Annotated in this window: 19 protein-coding genes; 6 read left to right on the top strand and 13 right to left on the bottom strand. The window is 70.8% G+C overall.

Annotated features, from left to right (window positions below):
* The first annotated feature begins 238 nt into the window (after positions 1–238).
* The 3 genes from VIS07_19295 to VIS07_19285 all read left to right on the top strand — a co-directional run bounded on the left by VIS07_19295 (position 239) and on the right by VIS07_19285 (position 3,898).
* A complete protein-coding gene (locus tag VIS07_19295; protein ID HEY8517659.1) occupies positions 239–1,834 on the top strand; it encodes an FAD-dependent oxidoreductase in 1,596 nt (531 codons plus the stop codon).
* Positions 1,812–2,690, top strand: a complete 879-nt coding sequence (locus VIS07_19290) for an SDR family oxidoreductase (GenBank protein ID HEY8517658.1) — start codon at positions 1,812–1,814, stop codon at positions 2,688–2,690. The genes VIS07_19295 and VIS07_19290 overlap by 23 nt, the downstream gene beginning before the upstream one ends.
* 185 nt (positions 2,691–2,875) lie before the next feature.
* Positions 2,876–3,898: a BON domain-containing protein gene (locus tag VIS07_19285; GenBank protein HEY8517657.1), complete on the top strand. Its 1,023-nt coding sequence runs from the start codon at positions 2,876–2,878 to the stop codon at positions 3,896–3,898.
* A 128-nt stretch (positions 3,899–4,026) separates the two neighbouring features.
* On the opposite strand, the gene VIS07_19280 is transcribed toward VIS07_19285, so the two are convergent.
* Entirely contained in the window at positions 4,027–4,578 is a 552-nt protein-coding gene (locus VIS07_19280; GenBank protein HEY8517656.1) for a hypothetical protein, read from the bottom strand.
* Between the two features lie 342 nt (positions 4,579–4,920).
* Here VIS07_19280 and VIS07_19275 point away from each other — a divergent pair, with 342 nt between their 5' ends.
* Positions 4,921–5,457, top strand: coding sequence for a hypothetical protein (locus VIS07_19275; GenBank protein HEY8517655.1), 537 nt, complete (start codon positions 4,921–4,923; stop codon positions 5,455–5,457).
* A gap of 76 nt (positions 5,458–5,533) precedes the next feature.
* Positions 5,534–7,699: an amylo-alpha-1,6-glucosidase gene (locus tag VIS07_19270; GenBank protein ID HEY8517654.1), complete on the top strand. Its 2,166-nt coding sequence runs from the start codon at positions 5,534–5,536 to the stop codon at positions 7,697–7,699.
* Positions 7,700–7,752: 53 nt separating this feature from the next.
* On the opposite strand, the gene VIS07_19265 is transcribed toward VIS07_19270, so the two are convergent.
* The 10 genes from VIS07_19265 to VIS07_19220 form a co-directional block, all read right to left on the bottom strand.
* Entirely contained in the window at positions 7,753–7,953 is a 201-nt protein-coding gene (locus VIS07_19265) for a hypothetical protein (protein ID HEY8517653.1), read from the bottom strand.
* Between the two features lie 47 nt (positions 7,954–8,000).
* Positions 8,001–8,168 carry a DUF1328 domain-containing protein gene (locus VIS07_19260; GenBank protein HEY8517652.1) on the bottom strand — a complete coding sequence of 56 codons (168 nt, stop codon included), beginning with the start codon at positions 8,166–8,168 and terminating at the stop codon, positions 8,001–8,003.
* Positions 8,169–8,372: 204 nt separating this feature from the next.
* Entirely contained in the window at positions 8,373–10,139 is a 1,767-nt protein-coding gene (locus VIS07_19255) for an alpha/beta hydrolase-fold protein (GenBank protein HEY8517651.1), read from the bottom strand.
* On the bottom strand, positions 10,129–10,422 hold the full coding sequence (locus tag VIS07_19250) for a YtxH domain-containing protein (GenBank protein HEY8517650.1): 294 nt from the start codon (positions 10,420–10,422) through the stop codon (positions 10,129–10,131). Before VIS07_19250 ends, VIS07_19255 begins: the two co-directional genes overlap by 11 nt.
* Before the next feature lie 50 nt (positions 10,423–10,472).
* Positions 10,473–10,856, bottom strand: a complete 384-nt coding sequence (locus VIS07_19245) for a hypothetical protein (protein ID HEY8517649.1) — start codon at positions 10,854–10,856, stop codon at positions 10,473–10,475.
* Positions 10,857–10,889: 33 nt separating this feature from the next.
* Positions 10,890–11,090 (bottom strand): hypothetical protein, encoded by a 201-nt coding sequence (locus VIS07_19240; GenBank protein ID HEY8517648.1) that lies wholly within the window; start codon positions 11,088–11,090, stop codon positions 10,890–10,892.
* Positions 11,087–11,293, bottom strand: coding sequence for a hypothetical protein (locus VIS07_19235; GenBank protein ID HEY8517647.1), 207 nt, complete (start codon positions 11,291–11,293; stop codon positions 11,087–11,089). Before VIS07_19235 ends, VIS07_19240 begins: the two co-directional genes overlap by 4 nt.
* Positions 11,290–11,643 (bottom strand): hypothetical protein, encoded by a 354-nt coding sequence (locus tag VIS07_19230; protein HEY8517646.1) that lies wholly within the window; start codon positions 11,641–11,643, stop codon positions 11,290–11,292. Before VIS07_19230 ends, VIS07_19235 begins: the two co-directional genes overlap by 4 nt.
* Positions 11,644–11,888: 245 nt before the next feature.
* On the bottom strand, positions 11,889–12,602 hold the full coding sequence (locus VIS07_19225) for a response regulator (GenBank protein HEY8517645.1): 714 nt from the start codon (positions 12,600–12,602) through the stop codon (positions 11,889–11,891).
* A 157-nt stretch (positions 12,603–12,759) separates the two neighbouring features.
* Complete coding sequence (locus VIS07_19220; protein ID HEY8517644.1) at positions 12,760–13,194, bottom strand: CBS domain-containing protein; 435 nt, start codon at positions 13,192–13,194, stop codon at positions 12,760–12,762.
* A gap of 155 nt (positions 13,195–13,349) precedes the next feature.
* On the opposite strand from VIS07_19220, the gene VIS07_19215 reads away from it, so the two are divergent.
* On the top strand, positions 13,350–13,889 hold the full coding sequence (locus VIS07_19215) for a DUF488 domain-containing protein (protein ID HEY8517643.1): 540 nt from the start codon (positions 13,350–13,352) through the stop codon (positions 13,887–13,889).
* A gap of 3 nt (positions 13,890–13,892) precedes the next feature.
* Here the strand turns inward: VIS07_19215 and VIS07_19210 are convergent, their stop codons facing one another.
* Both VIS07_19210 and VIS07_19205 read right to left on the bottom strand, forming a co-directional pair.
* Positions 13,893–14,690 (bottom strand): LysM peptidoglycan-binding domain-containing protein, encoded by a 798-nt coding sequence (locus VIS07_19210; GenBank protein ID HEY8517642.1) that lies wholly within the window; start codon positions 14,688–14,690, stop codon positions 13,893–13,895.
* A 240-nt stretch (positions 14,691–14,930) separates the two neighbouring features.
* Entirely contained in the window at positions 14,931–15,839 is a 909-nt protein-coding gene (locus VIS07_19205; protein HEY8517641.1) for an SDR family oxidoreductase, read from the bottom strand.
* Positions 15,840–15,884 lie beyond the last annotated feature (45 nt).

Here is a 15,884-nt window from a genome sequence, read left to right as displayed (position 1 = left end):
CAAAGCCGGACCCTCCCGTGTCATCGCCCGCGGCACCGCCGGGCTCCACGTCGCGGTGCAAAGGCTCGGCCACGACGAAAGGCGGCCCCGAGCAGGCGCGAGCGACAAGAATCCTCGCCACGCGCGGAAGTTGTTACAACGCGGGCGGCAACATCCGTCCGACGCGCGCAGGAAGACGCGCGGCGAACGGCGCGGCACGCTTCGTGCGCGGCACCCCGCCGTGCTGCACCGCGTCTCCATGCGATCGCCCTGGTCGGGCAACGGCAACGTCCGCGAACGGCCGGCTCTCTCCTCGCACGTGCGGGCGGACGTCTGCGTCGTCGGCGCGGGGATCGCCGGCCTCTCGACCGCGTACCTGCTGCAGCGCGACGGCGCGCAGGTCGTCGTCCTCGACGACGGCCCGATCGGCGGCGGTCAGACCGGTCGCACCACCGCGCACCTCTCGAACGCGCTCGACGACCGCTACGGCGAGCTCGAGCGGCTGCACGGCGAGAGCGGCGCACGCCTCGCGGCGGAGAGCCACACCTCGGCGATCGCGCGCATCGAGGAGATCGCGCGCGACGAGGGGATCGACTGCGACTTCGCGCGCGTCGACGGCTTCCTGTTCGCACCGGAAGCGAGCGCGCTCCAAGCGCCGCCGACGACGCTTCCCACGCTGTCCGATCTCCTGCAGGAGGAGCTCGAAGCGGCGCTGCGCGCGGGCGTGCCTGGCGTGGAGCAGGTCATGCGCGCGCCGCTCGCGTCGTTCGACACCGGTCCGTGCCTGCGCTTTCCGGCCCAGGCGCGGATCGAGCCGCTGCGCTACCTCGAGGGGCTCGCCCGCGCGTTCGAGCGCCTCGGCGGCCAGGTCTTCACCGGCACGCGCGCGACCGTCATCGTCGGCGGCAAGGACGCGCACGTCGACACGCTCGGCGGACGCCGCGTGTCGTGCGCGCACGTCGTCGTCGCGACCAACACGCCGGTCAACGACCGCTTCGTGATCCACGCCAAGCAGGCGCCGTACACCACGTACGCGATCGCGCTGCGCGTCGCGCACGGCTCGGTGCCCGACCTGCTGCTATGGGACACCGAGGATCCCTACCACTACGTGCGTCTCCAGCCGGTGCCACCCAACGGTGGCGCCGGACACGATCTGCTGATCGTCGGCGGCGAGGACCACAAGAGCGGTCAGGCCGACGACGGCATGGAGCGCTTCGCACGGCTCGAGAGCTGGGCACGCGAGCGCTTCCCGAGCGTCGAGGGCGTCGAGCAGCGCTGGAGCGGGCAAGTGATGGAGCCGAGCGACGGCGTCGCCTTCATCGGCCGCAACCCGTCCGACGCGGAGAACGTCTACGTCGCGACCGGCGATTCGGGTCACGGCATGACGCACGGCACGATCGCCGGGATGCTGATCTGCGACCTGATCGCCGATCGTCCGAATCCGTGGGTCGGGCTTTACGACCCGGGCCGGCTGACGGTCGGCGCGGCGACCGATCTCTTGAGCGAGAACCTCAACGTCGCGGCGCAGTACGTCGACTGGCTGCGTCCCGGCAGCGTGTCGTCCGAAGAGGAGATCGCGAACGGCTCGGGCGCCGTGCTGCGCCGCGGGCTCACCAAGATCGCGGTCTACCGCGACGATGACGGCCGCGTGCACCGGCTCGGCGCGGCCTGCCCGCACCTCGGCTGCATCGTGTCGTGGAATTCCGTCGAGCGCACCTGGGTCTGTCCGTGCCACGGCTCGCGCTTCTCGTGCATGGGGCGCGTGCTGAACGGTCCGGCGAACCACGATCTGACACCGCTCGACGGCGCGGCCGACGAGCAGGAGACGAAGCATGGCGAACAAGAGCAAGTCTGAGCGCAAGAAGAAGCTGCGTCCCGAGCAGCAGCAGGACCGCCAGCCGGGTCTCGAGAGCGAGATGACGCCGCGCCCGAAGGCGACGCGCCCGGGTCAGCGCGGCTCGGGCAAGCTCGCCGGCTGTGTCGCGCTGATCACCGGCGGCGACAGCGGCATCGGGCGCGCGGTGGCGATCGCGTTCGCGCGCGAGGGCGCCGACGTCGCGATCGCGTACCTCGACGAGCACGAGGACGCGCGCGAGACCAAGTCGCTCGTCGAGCGCGAGGGCGCGCGCTGCATCGTCTTCGCCGGCGACGTCGGTGATCCGGACTTCTGCCGGCGCGTCGTCGACGAGACCGTGCGCGAGCTCGGCCACCTCGACGTGCTGGTCAACAATGCCGCGGAGCAGCACCCGCGCGAGTCGATCGCCGAGATCAGCGCAGATCAGCTCGAGCGGACGTTCCGCACGAACATCTTCTCGATGTTCTACCTCACGCAGGCGGCGCTGCCGCACCTGCACGAGGGCAGCGCGATCGTCAACACGACGTCGGTGACCGCGTACCGCGGCAGCCCGACGCTGCTCGACTACGCCGCGACCAAGGGCGCGATCGTCGCCTTCACGCGCTCGCTCGCCGAGAGCCTCGCCGACAAGCACATCCGCGTGAACGCGGTCGCGCCGGGTCCGGTGTGGACGCCGCTCATTCCGTCGACCTTCCCGCCCGAGAAGGTCGCGACCTTCGGCTCCGACGTGCCGCTCAAGCGCGCCGGCGAGCCCGAGGAGATCGCGCCGAGCTACGTGTTCCTCGCGTCGCAGGACGCGTCGTACATGACCGGGCAGGTGCTGCACCCGAACGGCGGCGAGATCATCAACGGCTGACGCGAGAACGGCTGACGCGAGCCGCGGCCGACGCTCTTACCCGTCGCTTTGTACAGACTGCCGCGTCGCGCGCGGGTCCAGCGCGGGTTCACGTCGAAACCCCCGTGGCACCGCCGTTGCAGCCGCATGTCGTTCGGCTCGTGTGCTCGCCCACACGCGAAACACGCACGAGGGAAGGAGCTGTGATGGCTGAGCGTCACGAAGGCGGCTACCGTCAAGAAGAAGGACGTCACGAGCGGCAGGGACAGCGCCGCTTCGGCGAAGAGGAGTCGCGCGGCCGCTGGCGCGCGACCGACGACGAGCGCGACTGGGGCTACCGCACCGAGGGGATCGAGCGTGGGCGCGGCGAGCGTCGCGGCTGGTCCGCGCAGGGCGCGGGCGAGTCGTTCGAGCACTCGCCGCGCGGCTACGGCTCCGAGCGCTACGGCGAGCGCAGCTACGGGCGCGAGTCCTACGGCCGCGGCTACGAGGAAGGCTACGGCGGCGGCCGCGAAGGCTACGGTCGCGGCGAGTACGGTCAGCGTCGCTACGGCGCTGCGCCGTACGGCGGCGAGCCCTACGGGGGCTCGCGCAACGCGCCCTCGCCGCACGAAGGCTTCGGCGGCTACGAGGGCTGGAACGAGCGCGGCCTCGGCGCCTGGCAGCACGGACCGGGCGGCTACGGCGAGCGCAGCTACGGCGGCTACGGCGAGTGGCCCGGCCCCGAGCGCGAGGGTCTCGAGAGCGGCCGCGAGGGCTACGGCGGCGTCGGGCCGGAGTTCCTCGAGGGACGCCGGCGTGCGGGCAGCTCGGAGTGGGGCCTCGGTCACGCGGGGGCGCGCGGCGGCTGGCGCGAACGTCTCCGTGGCGGCTTCGGCATGCAGGCCGGACGCTTCACCGGACGCGGCCCGCAGGGCTACCAGCGCAGCGACGAGCGCATCCGCGAAGACGTGTGCGACGCGCTGATGGCGGATCCCGAGATCGACGCGTCGTTCATGACCGTGACCGTCGACGCCTGCGAGGTCACGCTCGAGGGCTCGGTCGAGGACCGGCAGATGAAGCGCGACGCGGAGGACCTGGTCGAGCAGATCCCCGGCGTCAAGCAAGTGCACAATCGGTTGCGCGTGCAACCGGGCGGCGCGGACGAAGCGCAGCGCGGTGCGCAGGCCGGCGCGTCGGTGTCCGGGACGGCGTCGGCGGGGATCGCGCAGCAGAAGCGCTCGAGCTGAAACTCGAGCGTCACGAAGCGGCGCGGGAATCCGGAACGAAAAGAGCCCGCCATCCTCTCGGGATGGCGGGCTCTCGCTCCTCCGGCCGGCGCGGCAAGGAGCGCCGCGTCGCCCTCAGGCTGCTCGCTTCAGGCGGTCGCCTCGCGCGGCGACTGCCCCCCGGCGCCGCGCTCCTGACGGCGAACGCGCGCCGTGCCGCGGCTGCGCCGCCGGTCCGTGCCGGCGCCGATCACGTGCCGCGACCCGTTGATCCGCCGGATCGACAGCCGCGTCGGCCGCCGCTGCATCATGTTCGCCATCTCCCAGGAACCCAGGCCCTTGCGCAGCTGGCCCGGATCGAAGCCCAGCGCGGTGCAGAGGTTCTCGAAGGAGTACGGCCAGCTGGTGTCCGACGACTCGACCCACGCCTTGGCCTCGCCGAACAGCCTGCGCGCGCGTCGCTTGGCGGGAATCTGCGCCTCGGCGGCGTAGCGCAGGTAGGTGGCGATGCCGTTCTCCATCACCGCAAGCATCAGCCGGATCTCTGGACAGTCCGCGCTCGCCGGCCGGATCCGGTCGAGGTGTTGATCCGGCGTGATGATGTCCGGAGCGAAAAACCGCGGTACGTCCTGCGCCGATCCCGGCATCGAGCTCATCCGCTGTCCTCCTCTTGAGACGAAAGTCCGGGGCACGTCGAGCAATGGGTGCGCCACGCCTGCCGGACGCTTCGGAGCTTGCGGCGAAGCAGGCGCAAGCGGCGGATTTTTCGATGCATTGCCGCGATTGCAGGCGGGATCGGCGGGACCTGATCGGACCCTGCTGGCTGTAAAAGCTACTGGGCCCGTTCGGCACTCTGAAAACTTTACAGGGTAAGTTGTGGAAGACTGCCACGGCGAAAGCGCCAGCCGCGTCTCAGCCACGGGCTCTGCAGACCGCTTTCCTCGTTGCTCGTGGCACGGCCTTCGCTCCTGTCGTGCGGCCGATGTTCCGCGATGCGCGCTCGGCGCGCACGCGACGGCACGCTCACACGGAGATACGCAAAGGTGTCGAGAGCAGTCTTCTGCCTGGTCGACAGCGACGAGCAGGCCGAGGCGATCGTCGCCGAGCTCCGCCTGGCGGGGTTCTCGCGCGGCGACATCTCGGTGCTCTTTCCCGACCAGACCGGCACCCGACACTTCGCGCACGCGCTGCGCAGCAAGGCCCCGGAGGGAACGGCGGCCGGAGTGGGCGCAGGCGGCCTGATCGGCGCCCTGCTTGGCTGGCTCGCCGGGACCGGCGCGCTCGCGATCCCCGGGCTCGGTCCGTTCGTCGCCGCGGGCCCGCTGCTCGCGGCGCTCAGCGCCGCCGCGATCGGCGCGACGCTCGGCGGGATCGCGGGAGCGCTCGTCGGGCTCGGCATCCCGGAGTTCGAAGCGAAGCGGTTCGCCGGGAAGATCGCCGGCGGCAACTACCTCATCTCGGTGCACACCGAGGCGAGCAACGAGCGGAAGGTCGCACGCGAGGTCTTCGAGCGGCTCGGCGCGCACGACATCACCTCGGCCGGAGAGGCGCAGACCGAGGCGATGGCGCGCGGCGTCTGACGGACGTTCCTTCCGCACGACGCGAGCGACAGGCGCTCGCTACGAAGGCGTCTCCACGTCGAGACGCACGCGACCGATGAGCAACATCATCCAGGTTCACGACCAGTTCTACATCCTGGTCACCGGCGCGCTCGAGCCCGAGCACACGCGCGTCCTCAAGCACGACGACACCTTCCTGATCGTCGACCGCTCGGGCGACGTGCGTCCGATCGGGCTCGGCACCGACGGCTTGTTCCACCAGGGAACGCGCTTTCTCTCGCAGCTCGAGATCGACGTGCAGTCGCTGCGCTTCCTGCTCTTGAGCTCGACGGTGCCCGACGACAACGCGGTCTTCGTCGCGAACCTCACCAACCCCGACCTCGAGCTCGCCGACGGCAGCATCGTGCAGCGCGACACGGTGCACGTCCTGCGCTCGCTGCTGCTCTGGAACGGCACGCTGTACCAGGAGCTGCGGCTGCGCAGCTACCAGCCCGAGCCCGTCGCGCTGCGGCTCGGCGTCGACTTCGCGGCCGACTACGCCGACATGTTCGAGGTGCGCGGCACGCGCCGCGCATCGCGCGGACGCCTCGAGCCTCCGCTGGTCGAGGGCGGCGACGTCGTGCTGCGCTACCACGGACTCGACCGCGTCGTGCGCCGCACGCGCATCGCGTTCCATCCGGCGCCGACGACGATCGAGCCGGGCCGCGCAGAGTACGACGTGCGGCTCGTCGCACACGACGACGTGACGCTGCACGTGGCGATCTCGTGCGAGCTCGAGCCGCAGCGGCGCAAGCTGCTCTCCTTCGGCGACGCGCGGCGTGCGGCGGCAGCGGCGATCACGCGCCACGCGACGCGCGGCGCCGCGCTGCGCACCTCGAACGAGGACTTCAACCAGTGGCTCGAGCGCTCGCTCGCGGACCTCGCGATGATGACGTCCGAGGTGCCGACGGGTCTGTACCCCTACGCCGGCGTGCCGTGGTTCTGCTGTCCGTTCGGCCGCGACGGCATCATCACCGCGCTCGAGGTGCTGTGGTGCAAGCCCGAGCTCGCACGCGGCGTCCTCACCTACCTCGCCGCGACGCAGGCGACCGAGTCCTCCGACGTCGCGGATGCCGAACCTGGCAAGATCCTGCACGAGGCGCGCTCGGGCGAGATGGCGGCGCTCGGCGAGATCCCGTTCGGTCGCTACTACGGATCGGCCGATTCCACGCCGCTCTTCATCTGGCTCGCGAGCGAGTACTGGCGGCGCACGGGAGACCGAGCGACCGTCGAGGCGCTGTGGCCGAGCATCGAGCGCGCGCTCGCGTGGATCGATCGTCACGGCGACCTCGACGGCGACGGCTTCGTCGAGTACGCGTCGCACTGCCCGAGCGGGCTTCGCCAGCAAGGCTGGAAGGACTCCGACGACTCGGTGATGCACGCCGACGGCACGCTCGCCACGGGGCCGATCGCGCTGTGCGAGATCCAGGCGTACGTCTACGCGGCGAAGCTCGGCGCCGCGAGCCTCGCCCGCATGCGAGGCGACGAGTCCACCGCGGAGCGGCTCGAGCGCGAAGCGACCCGTCTGCGCGAGCGCTTCGAGGAGCTGTTCTGGGACGAGGAGCTCGGCACCTACGTTCTGGCGCTCGACGGCGACAAGCGACCGTGTCGCGTGCGCACCTCCAACGCGGGGCACTGTCTCTTCGCCGGCATCGCATCACCGGAACGCGCGCGCCGGGTCGCGAGCTGCTTGACCGATCCCGGCTCGTTCTCGGGCTGGGGCGTACGCACGCTCGCGGTCGGGGAGCGTCGCTACAACCCGATGTCGTACCACAACGGCTCGGTGTGGCCGCACGACAATGCGATGATCGCGGCCGGCATGGCGCGCTACCAGCAGCGTCACGAGGCGAGCGCGATCCTCACGGGACTCTACGACGCGAGCAAGTTCTTTGCTTTACGTCGGCTGCCGGAGCTCTTCTGCGGCTTCCCGCGCCGTCCCGGCGAGGGGCCGACGCTCTACCCGGTGGCGTGCGCGCCGCAGATCTGGGCGTCGGGCGCTCCGCTGCTGACGCTCGCGGCGGTGCTGGGCATCTCGATCGACGGCGCCGGCCAGCGCGTCGTGTTTGGGCACTCGATGCTGCCCGCGTACATCGACCACGTGGAGATCCGCGACCTTCACGTGGGCGCGGGAACGATCGACGTCGCCTTTCACCGCCACGGAGACGACGTCGGGGTGAACGTGCTGCGTCGCTTCGGCGACGTCGAGGTGGTGGCGGTCAAGTGACGGGCGGCCGCAGGCGCCTGAGCGCGCCGCACAGCCGCCCGTCCCGAGCCGCTTCAGTGACGGGGAAGCTTCGCCGCGGCCTTGCCGGCCCGCTCGGCGCGGCGCAGTGACTGTCCCTCGGGACCGTCGAGCGCCTTCGCAGCGTCCTTCGCCTGCTGGTCGCTCGCCGGCGCGTTCTGCCGCACGCCCTCGCCGTAGCGACGTGCGCCTTCCTTGTTGATCTGATCGTCGTTGCGCCGATCTCTCTGACCCATTTTGTTGGTGCTCCTTCGTTCTCGGAACTCGCCGCTCGGCGGTGCCGCTAAGGTGTGGGGGTCGACCTACCGGTGAAGAAGGCGATCGCGAGGAAGATCAGGGCGACGACGACGAGCACGTAGCCGATCTCCGCCGACAGACCGGCGACTCCACGGAAGCCGAGCACTGCGGCGATCAACGCGATGACGAAGAAAGTAACTGCCCAGCTCAACATGTCGGTTTCCTCCATCCCGCCCGCGTCGTCGCGGAGCGGCTCGGTGCGGGGGAAGTGCAACAGCGGTGCCACGGTCGGCTCGCCGTCCGGCGCGCGTTTCGCCTCGCGTAGCCGCGCGGTTGCGAGGTTGCGCGCCCCGAAGCATGGGGCTCGCTTCTTCGGCGCGTGTAATCCGTGCCGGACGTTCGGCACGTTCTACCGACGTCAGCGCCGGATCCGTCCGCGCGCGACGTCGTTCTCGATCGCCGGAATCAAGTCGAAGAGGATCACGTCCTCGTAGCGGCCCGAAGTCGGCCCGATCACGTCCGGGATGCCGTCCTCGGCGACCCTGTGATTGACGTAGAACGACCCCTGCTGTCCGCCCGAGCCCGGCAGGAACGCGACGAACATGTTCTGCACCTGTCGTGTCAGGATGAGGAAATCGAGCAGGTCGCCGGCGCGCTCGAAATCTTGCGGCGTCTGGCCGTAGCCGCCGAGCACGTAGACGATCGGGAACGCGCCGTCGCTGCGCTCGAACTCGGGCGGACGGTAGACCAGCACGCGCTGCGTCGGCACCGCGTCCTCGGGACGAAGCTGCAGGCTCGGCGCCGGCACGTCGCGCTCCACCATCTCGCCGCGCACGTCGAGATCGCCGAAGTCGAAATCGAAGTCGTCGAAATCGATGTCGATGTCGATCTCGCCGACGCCGTAGTTGCCGTCGGGGAAGCTCGCGTCGAGGTAGCCGATCAGGCTCACCAGGCGCTGCCAGATGCCGATCGCGCCGCAGACCTCGCCGTTCAGCAGGTCGTCGAGGACGCTGTCGGACTCGGGGATGCCGATGTGTCCGCCGGGGTAGCGCAGCAGGTAGAGCGGCTCGGACGGCTTCGGCACGTCGAAGCAGTCGCCCTCGTAGCCGTCCTGCACGCGCACCTGCAGACCCTTGGCGCGCAGCACCTCGACGAGGTTCGTGTAGTGCTGCCCGAACTCGAACTCGTCCTCGGTGCCGACGTCCATGTAGATGCGCTGGCGCGCGATGTCGCTCGCCGAGCGGCCCGCGAGACGCGTCGTCGGGTTCTCCTCGAGCCAGGTCGCGCGGTCGGGGTCGACGTCGAAGACGCCGTTGCCCTCGCCGAAGTCGCCGGTGCCGGGAACGCCGTCGAGGCCGAAGTCGTCGAACTCCTCGCCGAGCTCGGGCTCGAGGACGAGATCGCCGTCGTCGCCGCGGATCGGCTCGGACGGGTTCAGCACGATGCCGTCGCCGACGTCGTAGACCCCGTCGCCGTCGAGGTCGGCGAGCGCGCGTCCGCCGACGATCGCCGTCGGCTCGACGCCCGCGATCGCGCCGAGCGAGCCGTTCGCGACCAGCAGCACGTCGGTCGGTAGATCCGCCGGCTCGTCGCTCTGGCGCAGCCCGTCCTCGTTGCCGTCGCCGCCGTCGAAGAAGCCGCGCACCTCACCGGGGACGGTGAAGGTGCCGAAGACGTCGTCGCGCAGCAGCATCGCGGGCTCGGAGTCGATCGCGAAGAACTGCCGCGCCGGGTCGGGGTGGTGCAGGAACGGGTTGCCGAACGCGATCACGAGATCGCGCAGCAGCCGGACCTGCGTGTCGCGTCCGGGGTACGGCGGCAGGTGATCGAACGTGAAGTCGTCGCCGATCGTGCGCGGGATCACGGTCTGCGGCTTGACCTCGAGCCCCTCCTCGACCGTGTCGGTGAGGAGCTGCGTCAGGTCGACCGGACCGCCGAGCGCCGCGATGGTTCCGAAGACGTCGGGGTGCTTGGTGCCGACGTTGAGCGCGCCGTAGGCGCCCATCGACACGCCGGCGATCGCGCGGAAGCCGGGGTTCTCCTGCGGCAGCGGCGCGGGCACGGCCTCGCCGCCGCCGCTGCTGCCGCTGCCGCAGGCGAGGACGCCCGCGAGCGCGGAGGTGATGAGAGCGACGACGATCCGGGGAGCGTAGGTGTCGCGCGCCCCGGCGCGCTCACCCGCCATGCGCGGCCGCGCCGACCGAGCTCGCCGCCGTGCGGCGCGCCTGCTCGGCCTTCTCGCCGAGCTGCTCGCGGACGCTGCCGAGGCGCGATCCGAGCTGCTCGCGCATCTCGGCGCCCGAGCTCGGCGCGAACAGCAGCGCCAGTCCGGCGCCGACCAGCATGCCGGCGCCGAACAGCGCCATGCTGCCGACGAAGTCGCTGGTGGTCCGCGTCCGTTGCAGGCCGATCGCGCGGAGGAGCTCCTCCGCCGACGGCAAGCTCTTGCTGAGCTCCATCGCGTGCATGTCGTTCTCCGTTGGTTGTCTGGTCGTGAAAAGGAGAGGCGGCGACGCGCTCAGGTGCGCGCCGTCACCGCCTCGGTGATCGGCGTGGCGAGCTGGCGCATCACCGCCGCGAACGCGATGCGGGTGCCGAGCCCGAACGCGGTGCGGAGCAGCCGCGGCGAGATGCCGGCGCCGAGCACGTAGCCCAGGCCCGCGGCCGCGGCGAGGCCGAGGTACGGATGCTCCTTGAGCCGCTCGCGCAGCGCGGACTCGACGTCCGCCTTGGCTTCGTAGACCGCAGAGACGAGCCCCTCGAAGTCCTCGCGCACGCGCTTCGACTGCTCGTAGACGCGCGTCACGGCCTCGCTCTGGCGGTCGTGTCCGTTCGAGCCCGAGCCCATGCCGCCCTCGCCTTCCCAGCTCTGCTGTTCGCTCTGTTTCCTTTGGTTCTTCACGATGCTCCCCAACCCGTGCGACCGGGCGACGCGTCAGATGCGCGAGACGATGCGGCCGACGACGTAGCCGGCGGCGAGCGCCAGCATCACCGCCATCAGCGGTTTCTCCGTCACGAAATTGCGGACCTGGCGATCGAGGCGCTCGAGCTCCTCGCGCCCGGTCGTGCCGTCGCGCAGCTGGATGTGCTCGAGCGAGCTCGACAAAATTCCCCCGTGCGTGCTTTGCGCGCTCATACGGACTCCCTTGCGCCGAGCCACAGGCCGACCAGCGCGGCGCCGAACATCCAGGGCGTCGGTCGCTCGCGGATCCTCCGCCGCACCGCGAGCGGCTCGCGCGCGGCGCGCTTGACGCGCTCCATCGCGGCGCGCAGCTCGGCGCGGTCGTGATCGAGCGACTCCTGGAGAGCCTCGATCTGCTCTGCGTAGGCCTGCGTCATGCGCGTGCTCCTCCCTGCGGTCCTTCGTTCGTGGTCCCGGTGAGGGATCTGGTTTGACGGAGGGCGAGCGCCAGCGCGACGGCGCCGGCGACGACGTTCACGGCGGCGATCAGGCCGATCGCCTGCGGCAGCGAAAGCGTGCGCGACAGAACGAGAACCGAAGCCGCGTTCAGCGCGCACCAGCCGACGAGCAGGAACGCGAGCCCCGCGATCAGCAGCGCGAGGCTCGTCACCGTGCCGGCGACCATCGCGCGGCCCTCGACCCACGCGAGGTCGATCCGGTCGAGCAGCACCCGTTGCCCCGCGTCGAACACGTCCACGACCGCGGCGATCAAGGAATCGTCGCGCATGGAGTGGTCGCGCACGTCGCGCGTTGGACTTGGAGCCGCCATCGACACGTTCCGCCGTTCGCCCCGAACGAGCGTCGCTGCGGAAAGCGCGAACCGTGCCACGCGACGAGCGGCGTCGGAGGCCAGCAAACGCTGGACGACGGGCCACGACGACGCCGGGCCACGATGTAGCTTCTACAGACGCGGCGCGAAAATCGTCCGTGACCGCGGGCGCCGCTACGGAACGCTCGTCTGCAGAGCGCGCGTCAGGCCGCGATCAGGCGATCGAGGGTCGCGAGCAGGTGCGTGATCGAGAACGGCTTGCCGATCAGCTCGTCGAAGCCGGCGGAGCGCGTCGCGGCGCGCGTCTCCGAGCTGTCGAAGCCGGTCACCGCGACCACCGCGGTGTGCCGACCCGCCGCCTGGTCGCGCTTGCGGATCTCGCGCACCAGGTCGTAGCCGTCGCCGTCGGGCAGGCGCAGATCGCTCAGCACCGCGACCGGCGGTGCGGCGTCGAGGAGCGCGAGCGCGTCCGCGATCGAGCCGGCGATGGCGACCGACGCGCCCTCCGCCTCGAGTGCGAGCTGCAGCGCCTCGGCCGTGACGTCGTCGTCCTCGACCAGCAGCAGCGGCGCGCCGGCGAGGCGCAGCCCGGGCGGGTTCTCGGGCGCCGCGCCGGGCTTCGGGTCGCCTGGGGTGCTCGCGCGCGTCGTCGCTGCAGGCTCCGCGGGCGTCGCAGCGGCGCTGCTCGTGCCGCCGGCGCTGCTCGCGCTGCTGAGCAACGCGCCGAGCCGCGACGCCTCCTCGCGGATCTTCGCGAGGTAGCGCTGCTCCTTCTCGTCGAGCCGGCCCTTGAGCGCGCCGTCGAGCAGGTCGAGCCAGACCTGCAGCGCCGCGAGCGGCTGCCGCAGGTCGTGGATCACGCTGCGCGTGCCGCCGCCCGTTCCCTGTCCCGAGGATGATCCCGACGATGCGCTCATCGAGGTCTCGCGAGGCTGCGCACGCGACGCCGGATTCCCTGCGCCGTCGTGCGCACGTCCACCGTGCCGTCAAAAGTTGCGTGTTCGAGCATAGCTTGACGCGGGCCGTGGTCGAAAGTCCTGGTCGACGCACCCGGCCGCGTCGGCGCTCGACCGCTCAGCCGCCGCTGGTGATGTACGCCTCGAGCTGCTCGATCAGGTACTGCTTCTCGGAGATCACCGCCTTGACGACGTCTCCGATCGACAGCACGCCGGCGAGCTTGCCGTTCTCGATGACCGGCAGGTGGCGGATGCGCTTGTCGGTCATCAGCGCCATGCAATCCTCGATGGTCTGCTCGGGCTTCACGAACACGACCCGCGTCGTCATGATCTCGCGGACCGGAGTTTCGCGCGACGTCTTGCCCTTGAGGATCACCTGACGCGCGTAATCGCGCTCCGACAGGATGCCGACGATCTGCTCGCCGTCCAGAACCAGCACGGCGCCGATGTTCTTGTCGGCCATGAGCTGCAGCGCCTCGTACACGCTGCTGTCGGGCGAAACCGAGTAGATCTCTCCGCCCTTCTTGCGGAGCAGATCGCGAACCGTCTGCATAGGCTCCTCCCGCGCCGCTGCGGCGAACCGTGCGCGCCCCACTCTGACACCAAGCCGCGGGGCGCTCAAGAGCGCGCTCCGGACGAACGCCCTCCGTCGTCCACCGCGCATCGCGCATGCAGGACGGCGCACGCTCTGCCAAGCTCTTCTCGAGCGTGACGCGCACGATCTACACCGTCGGCCACTCGAACCTCGCAATCGACGACTTCCTCGACGTCCTGCGTCGGGCGGGAATCCAACGGCTGGTCGACGTGCGCGCCTTTCCCGGCTCGCGCCGTCATCCGCAGTTCGGCCGCGAGGCGCTCGCCGCCTCCTGCGCTGCGGCGGGCATCGACTACCGCTGGATGCCGGAGCTCGGCGGAAGACGCCGCCCGACGCTGGAGCGCTCGCCGCACCTCGCCTGGACGGTCGACGCGTTCCGCGCCTACGCCGACTACGCCGACACGGAAGAGTTCGCACGCGCGCTCGCCGAGCTCGGAGCGCTCGCCGCGGAACGTCCGACGGCGATCATGTGCGCCGAAGCGCTCTGGTGGCAGTGCCACCGCCGGCTGATCGCGGACCACCTGCTGGTCGCCGGCTGGCAGGTCCTCCACCTCGGCCGCGACCGCCCGGCGGAGCATCGCCTGCCCGACTTCGCCCGCGTCGTCGGCGGACGGATCGTCTACGACGGCGGCACGACGCCGCCGCTGCTCTGAAGCTCAGGCCGCCTTGTGGTGGCGGCGCCGTCCGGACGCGGGCTTGTCGAGCTCCGCGAGCGCGGCCTCGCTGTCCGCGATCTTCGCCTCGAGCGCCGCCCGCTCCTCGTCGTACGCGGAGCGCAGCGCCTTCGCCGCGGTCTCGATCGAGACATCGGGGGTCTGCCGGTAGAGGTTGTGGTACTTGAGCTCGAGCTGCGCGCCGAGGTTGCGGTAGCGCTCGACCGCCGCGCGCAGCGCTTCGGTGTGCTTGACGGTCATCAGGCGGCGGCGTTGCTCGTCGCGCATTCGCGCGAGCACGAGCACCAGCGCTCCCGCGAGCGCGAGGCAGAGGAGAAGCGCGATCCCCGCGACCAGCTTGGTGACGCGGTACATCGTGAGCTGGCCTTCGAGCGCCTCACGGTGGGCGATCGCGCGCTCGAGCTCGCCCTCGAGGGACGCGATCCGTGCGCGCTGCTCGTCGAGCGTCGCGCGCAGCTCGTCGACGGTCTTCGTGAGCTGCGCCTGCTCGGCGCGCAGCTCGCGCACCACGGTCGCGCGCGGGTCGGGGATCGTGAGCACCGTCCCCACGCGCAGACGGCTCGCGTCGCGAATGCCGTTGCGCGCGAGAAGCTCCTCGACCGGGATGCGGAACATCCGCGCGACGCGCGACGGATCGTCGCCCGGACGGAGCTCGTACTGCAGGACGTCTTCGGTCGGCTCGACCGCGAGCGCGGTCGGGACCTGCAGCAGGACGGCGAGCGCGACGGCCGGCAGCGCCAGCCTGCGCGCGCGCGACGGTCGAGCGGTGGAGGCCCTCATGCGTGCGTCCGATCTCTCGTTTCTCAGGTGCGCCGGGGCGCTCGCTAACGCAAGATCGCTGCCAGGACGCAACGAGGATCGGACGCCGCCGCGCGCGGGCGGGCTCGACTCGACTGCGAGGAGCCCAGCTGCCCGCGCACGGGCCGCTGTACGTTCTTCTTGTAAGACCGTCCGAGAGAGCCGCGCTGGACGGCGCCCGCGGCACGCGGCGGCCCGCACGGGGCCGCCGCGTGAATCCGTTCAGGAGGCCTTCAGGGCCTTGGCGAGGATGCGGAGCTCGTCCGCGATGCTGTCCGGGATCGTGTACCCCTCGGGGTTCCGGATCTCCTCGATGTGCGCCTCGATGTCCTCGGCGCTCGTCTTGGAGCCCGCGGGGGCGACCCAGCCCGGCGTCAAGCCGATGAAGATGCGCGCGAAGCGGCCGCCGCCGACCGAGAAGATCTCGTGCGTCAGCTGGCAGCGCTCGGACGCGAGGTAGACGACGAGCGGCGTCACCGCCTCGGGGTCGAGCAGCGGCGCGAGCGGGCCGAGCAGCTCCTCGGTCATGCGCGTGCGCGCGGTCGGCGCGATCGCGTTCGAGCGGATGTTGTACTTCTGGCCCTCGACCGCGAGCACGTTCATCAGGCCGACGAGGCCCATCTTGGCCGCGCCGTAGTTCGTCTGGCCGAAGTTGCCGAAGATGCCGGCCGCCGACGACGTGAAGATGAAGCGCCCGTAGCCCTTCTCCTTCATGATGCGGAAGGCCGGCTGCGAGACGTAGAACGCGCCCTTCAGGTGCACGTCGAGAACGATGTTGAGCTCCTCGGGCGTGAGCTTGGCGAAGGTCTTGTCGCGCAGCACGCCGGCGTTGTTGATCACGATGTCGACGGTGCCGAACGCGTCGACCGCGGCGCGGATGATCGCCTCGCCGCCCTCGGGCGTCGACACCGAGTCGTAGTTCGCGACCGCCTCGCCGCCGTTCTTCTTGATCTCCTCGACGACCTGGTCGGCCATGCTGTGGCTCGCGCCGGTGCCGTCGGTCTTGCCGCCGAGGTCGTTGACGACGACCTTCGCGCCGCGACGCGCCAGCTCGAGAGCGTACGTCTTGCCAAGGCCGCCGCCAGCGCCGGTGATCACCGCCACGCGGCCGTCGAAACGAATCTCACTCATGAATCCTTCCTCCTTGCGCTCTCAGGCACGTCGAAAAAGACGGTC

It is taken from the genome of Candidatus Binatia bacterium, assembly GCA_036563615.1.
GTDB lineage: Bacteria > Desulfobacterota > Binatia > UBA12015 > UBA12015 > DATCMB01.
This window is presented reverse-complemented; position numbering and strand designations above follow the sequence as displayed.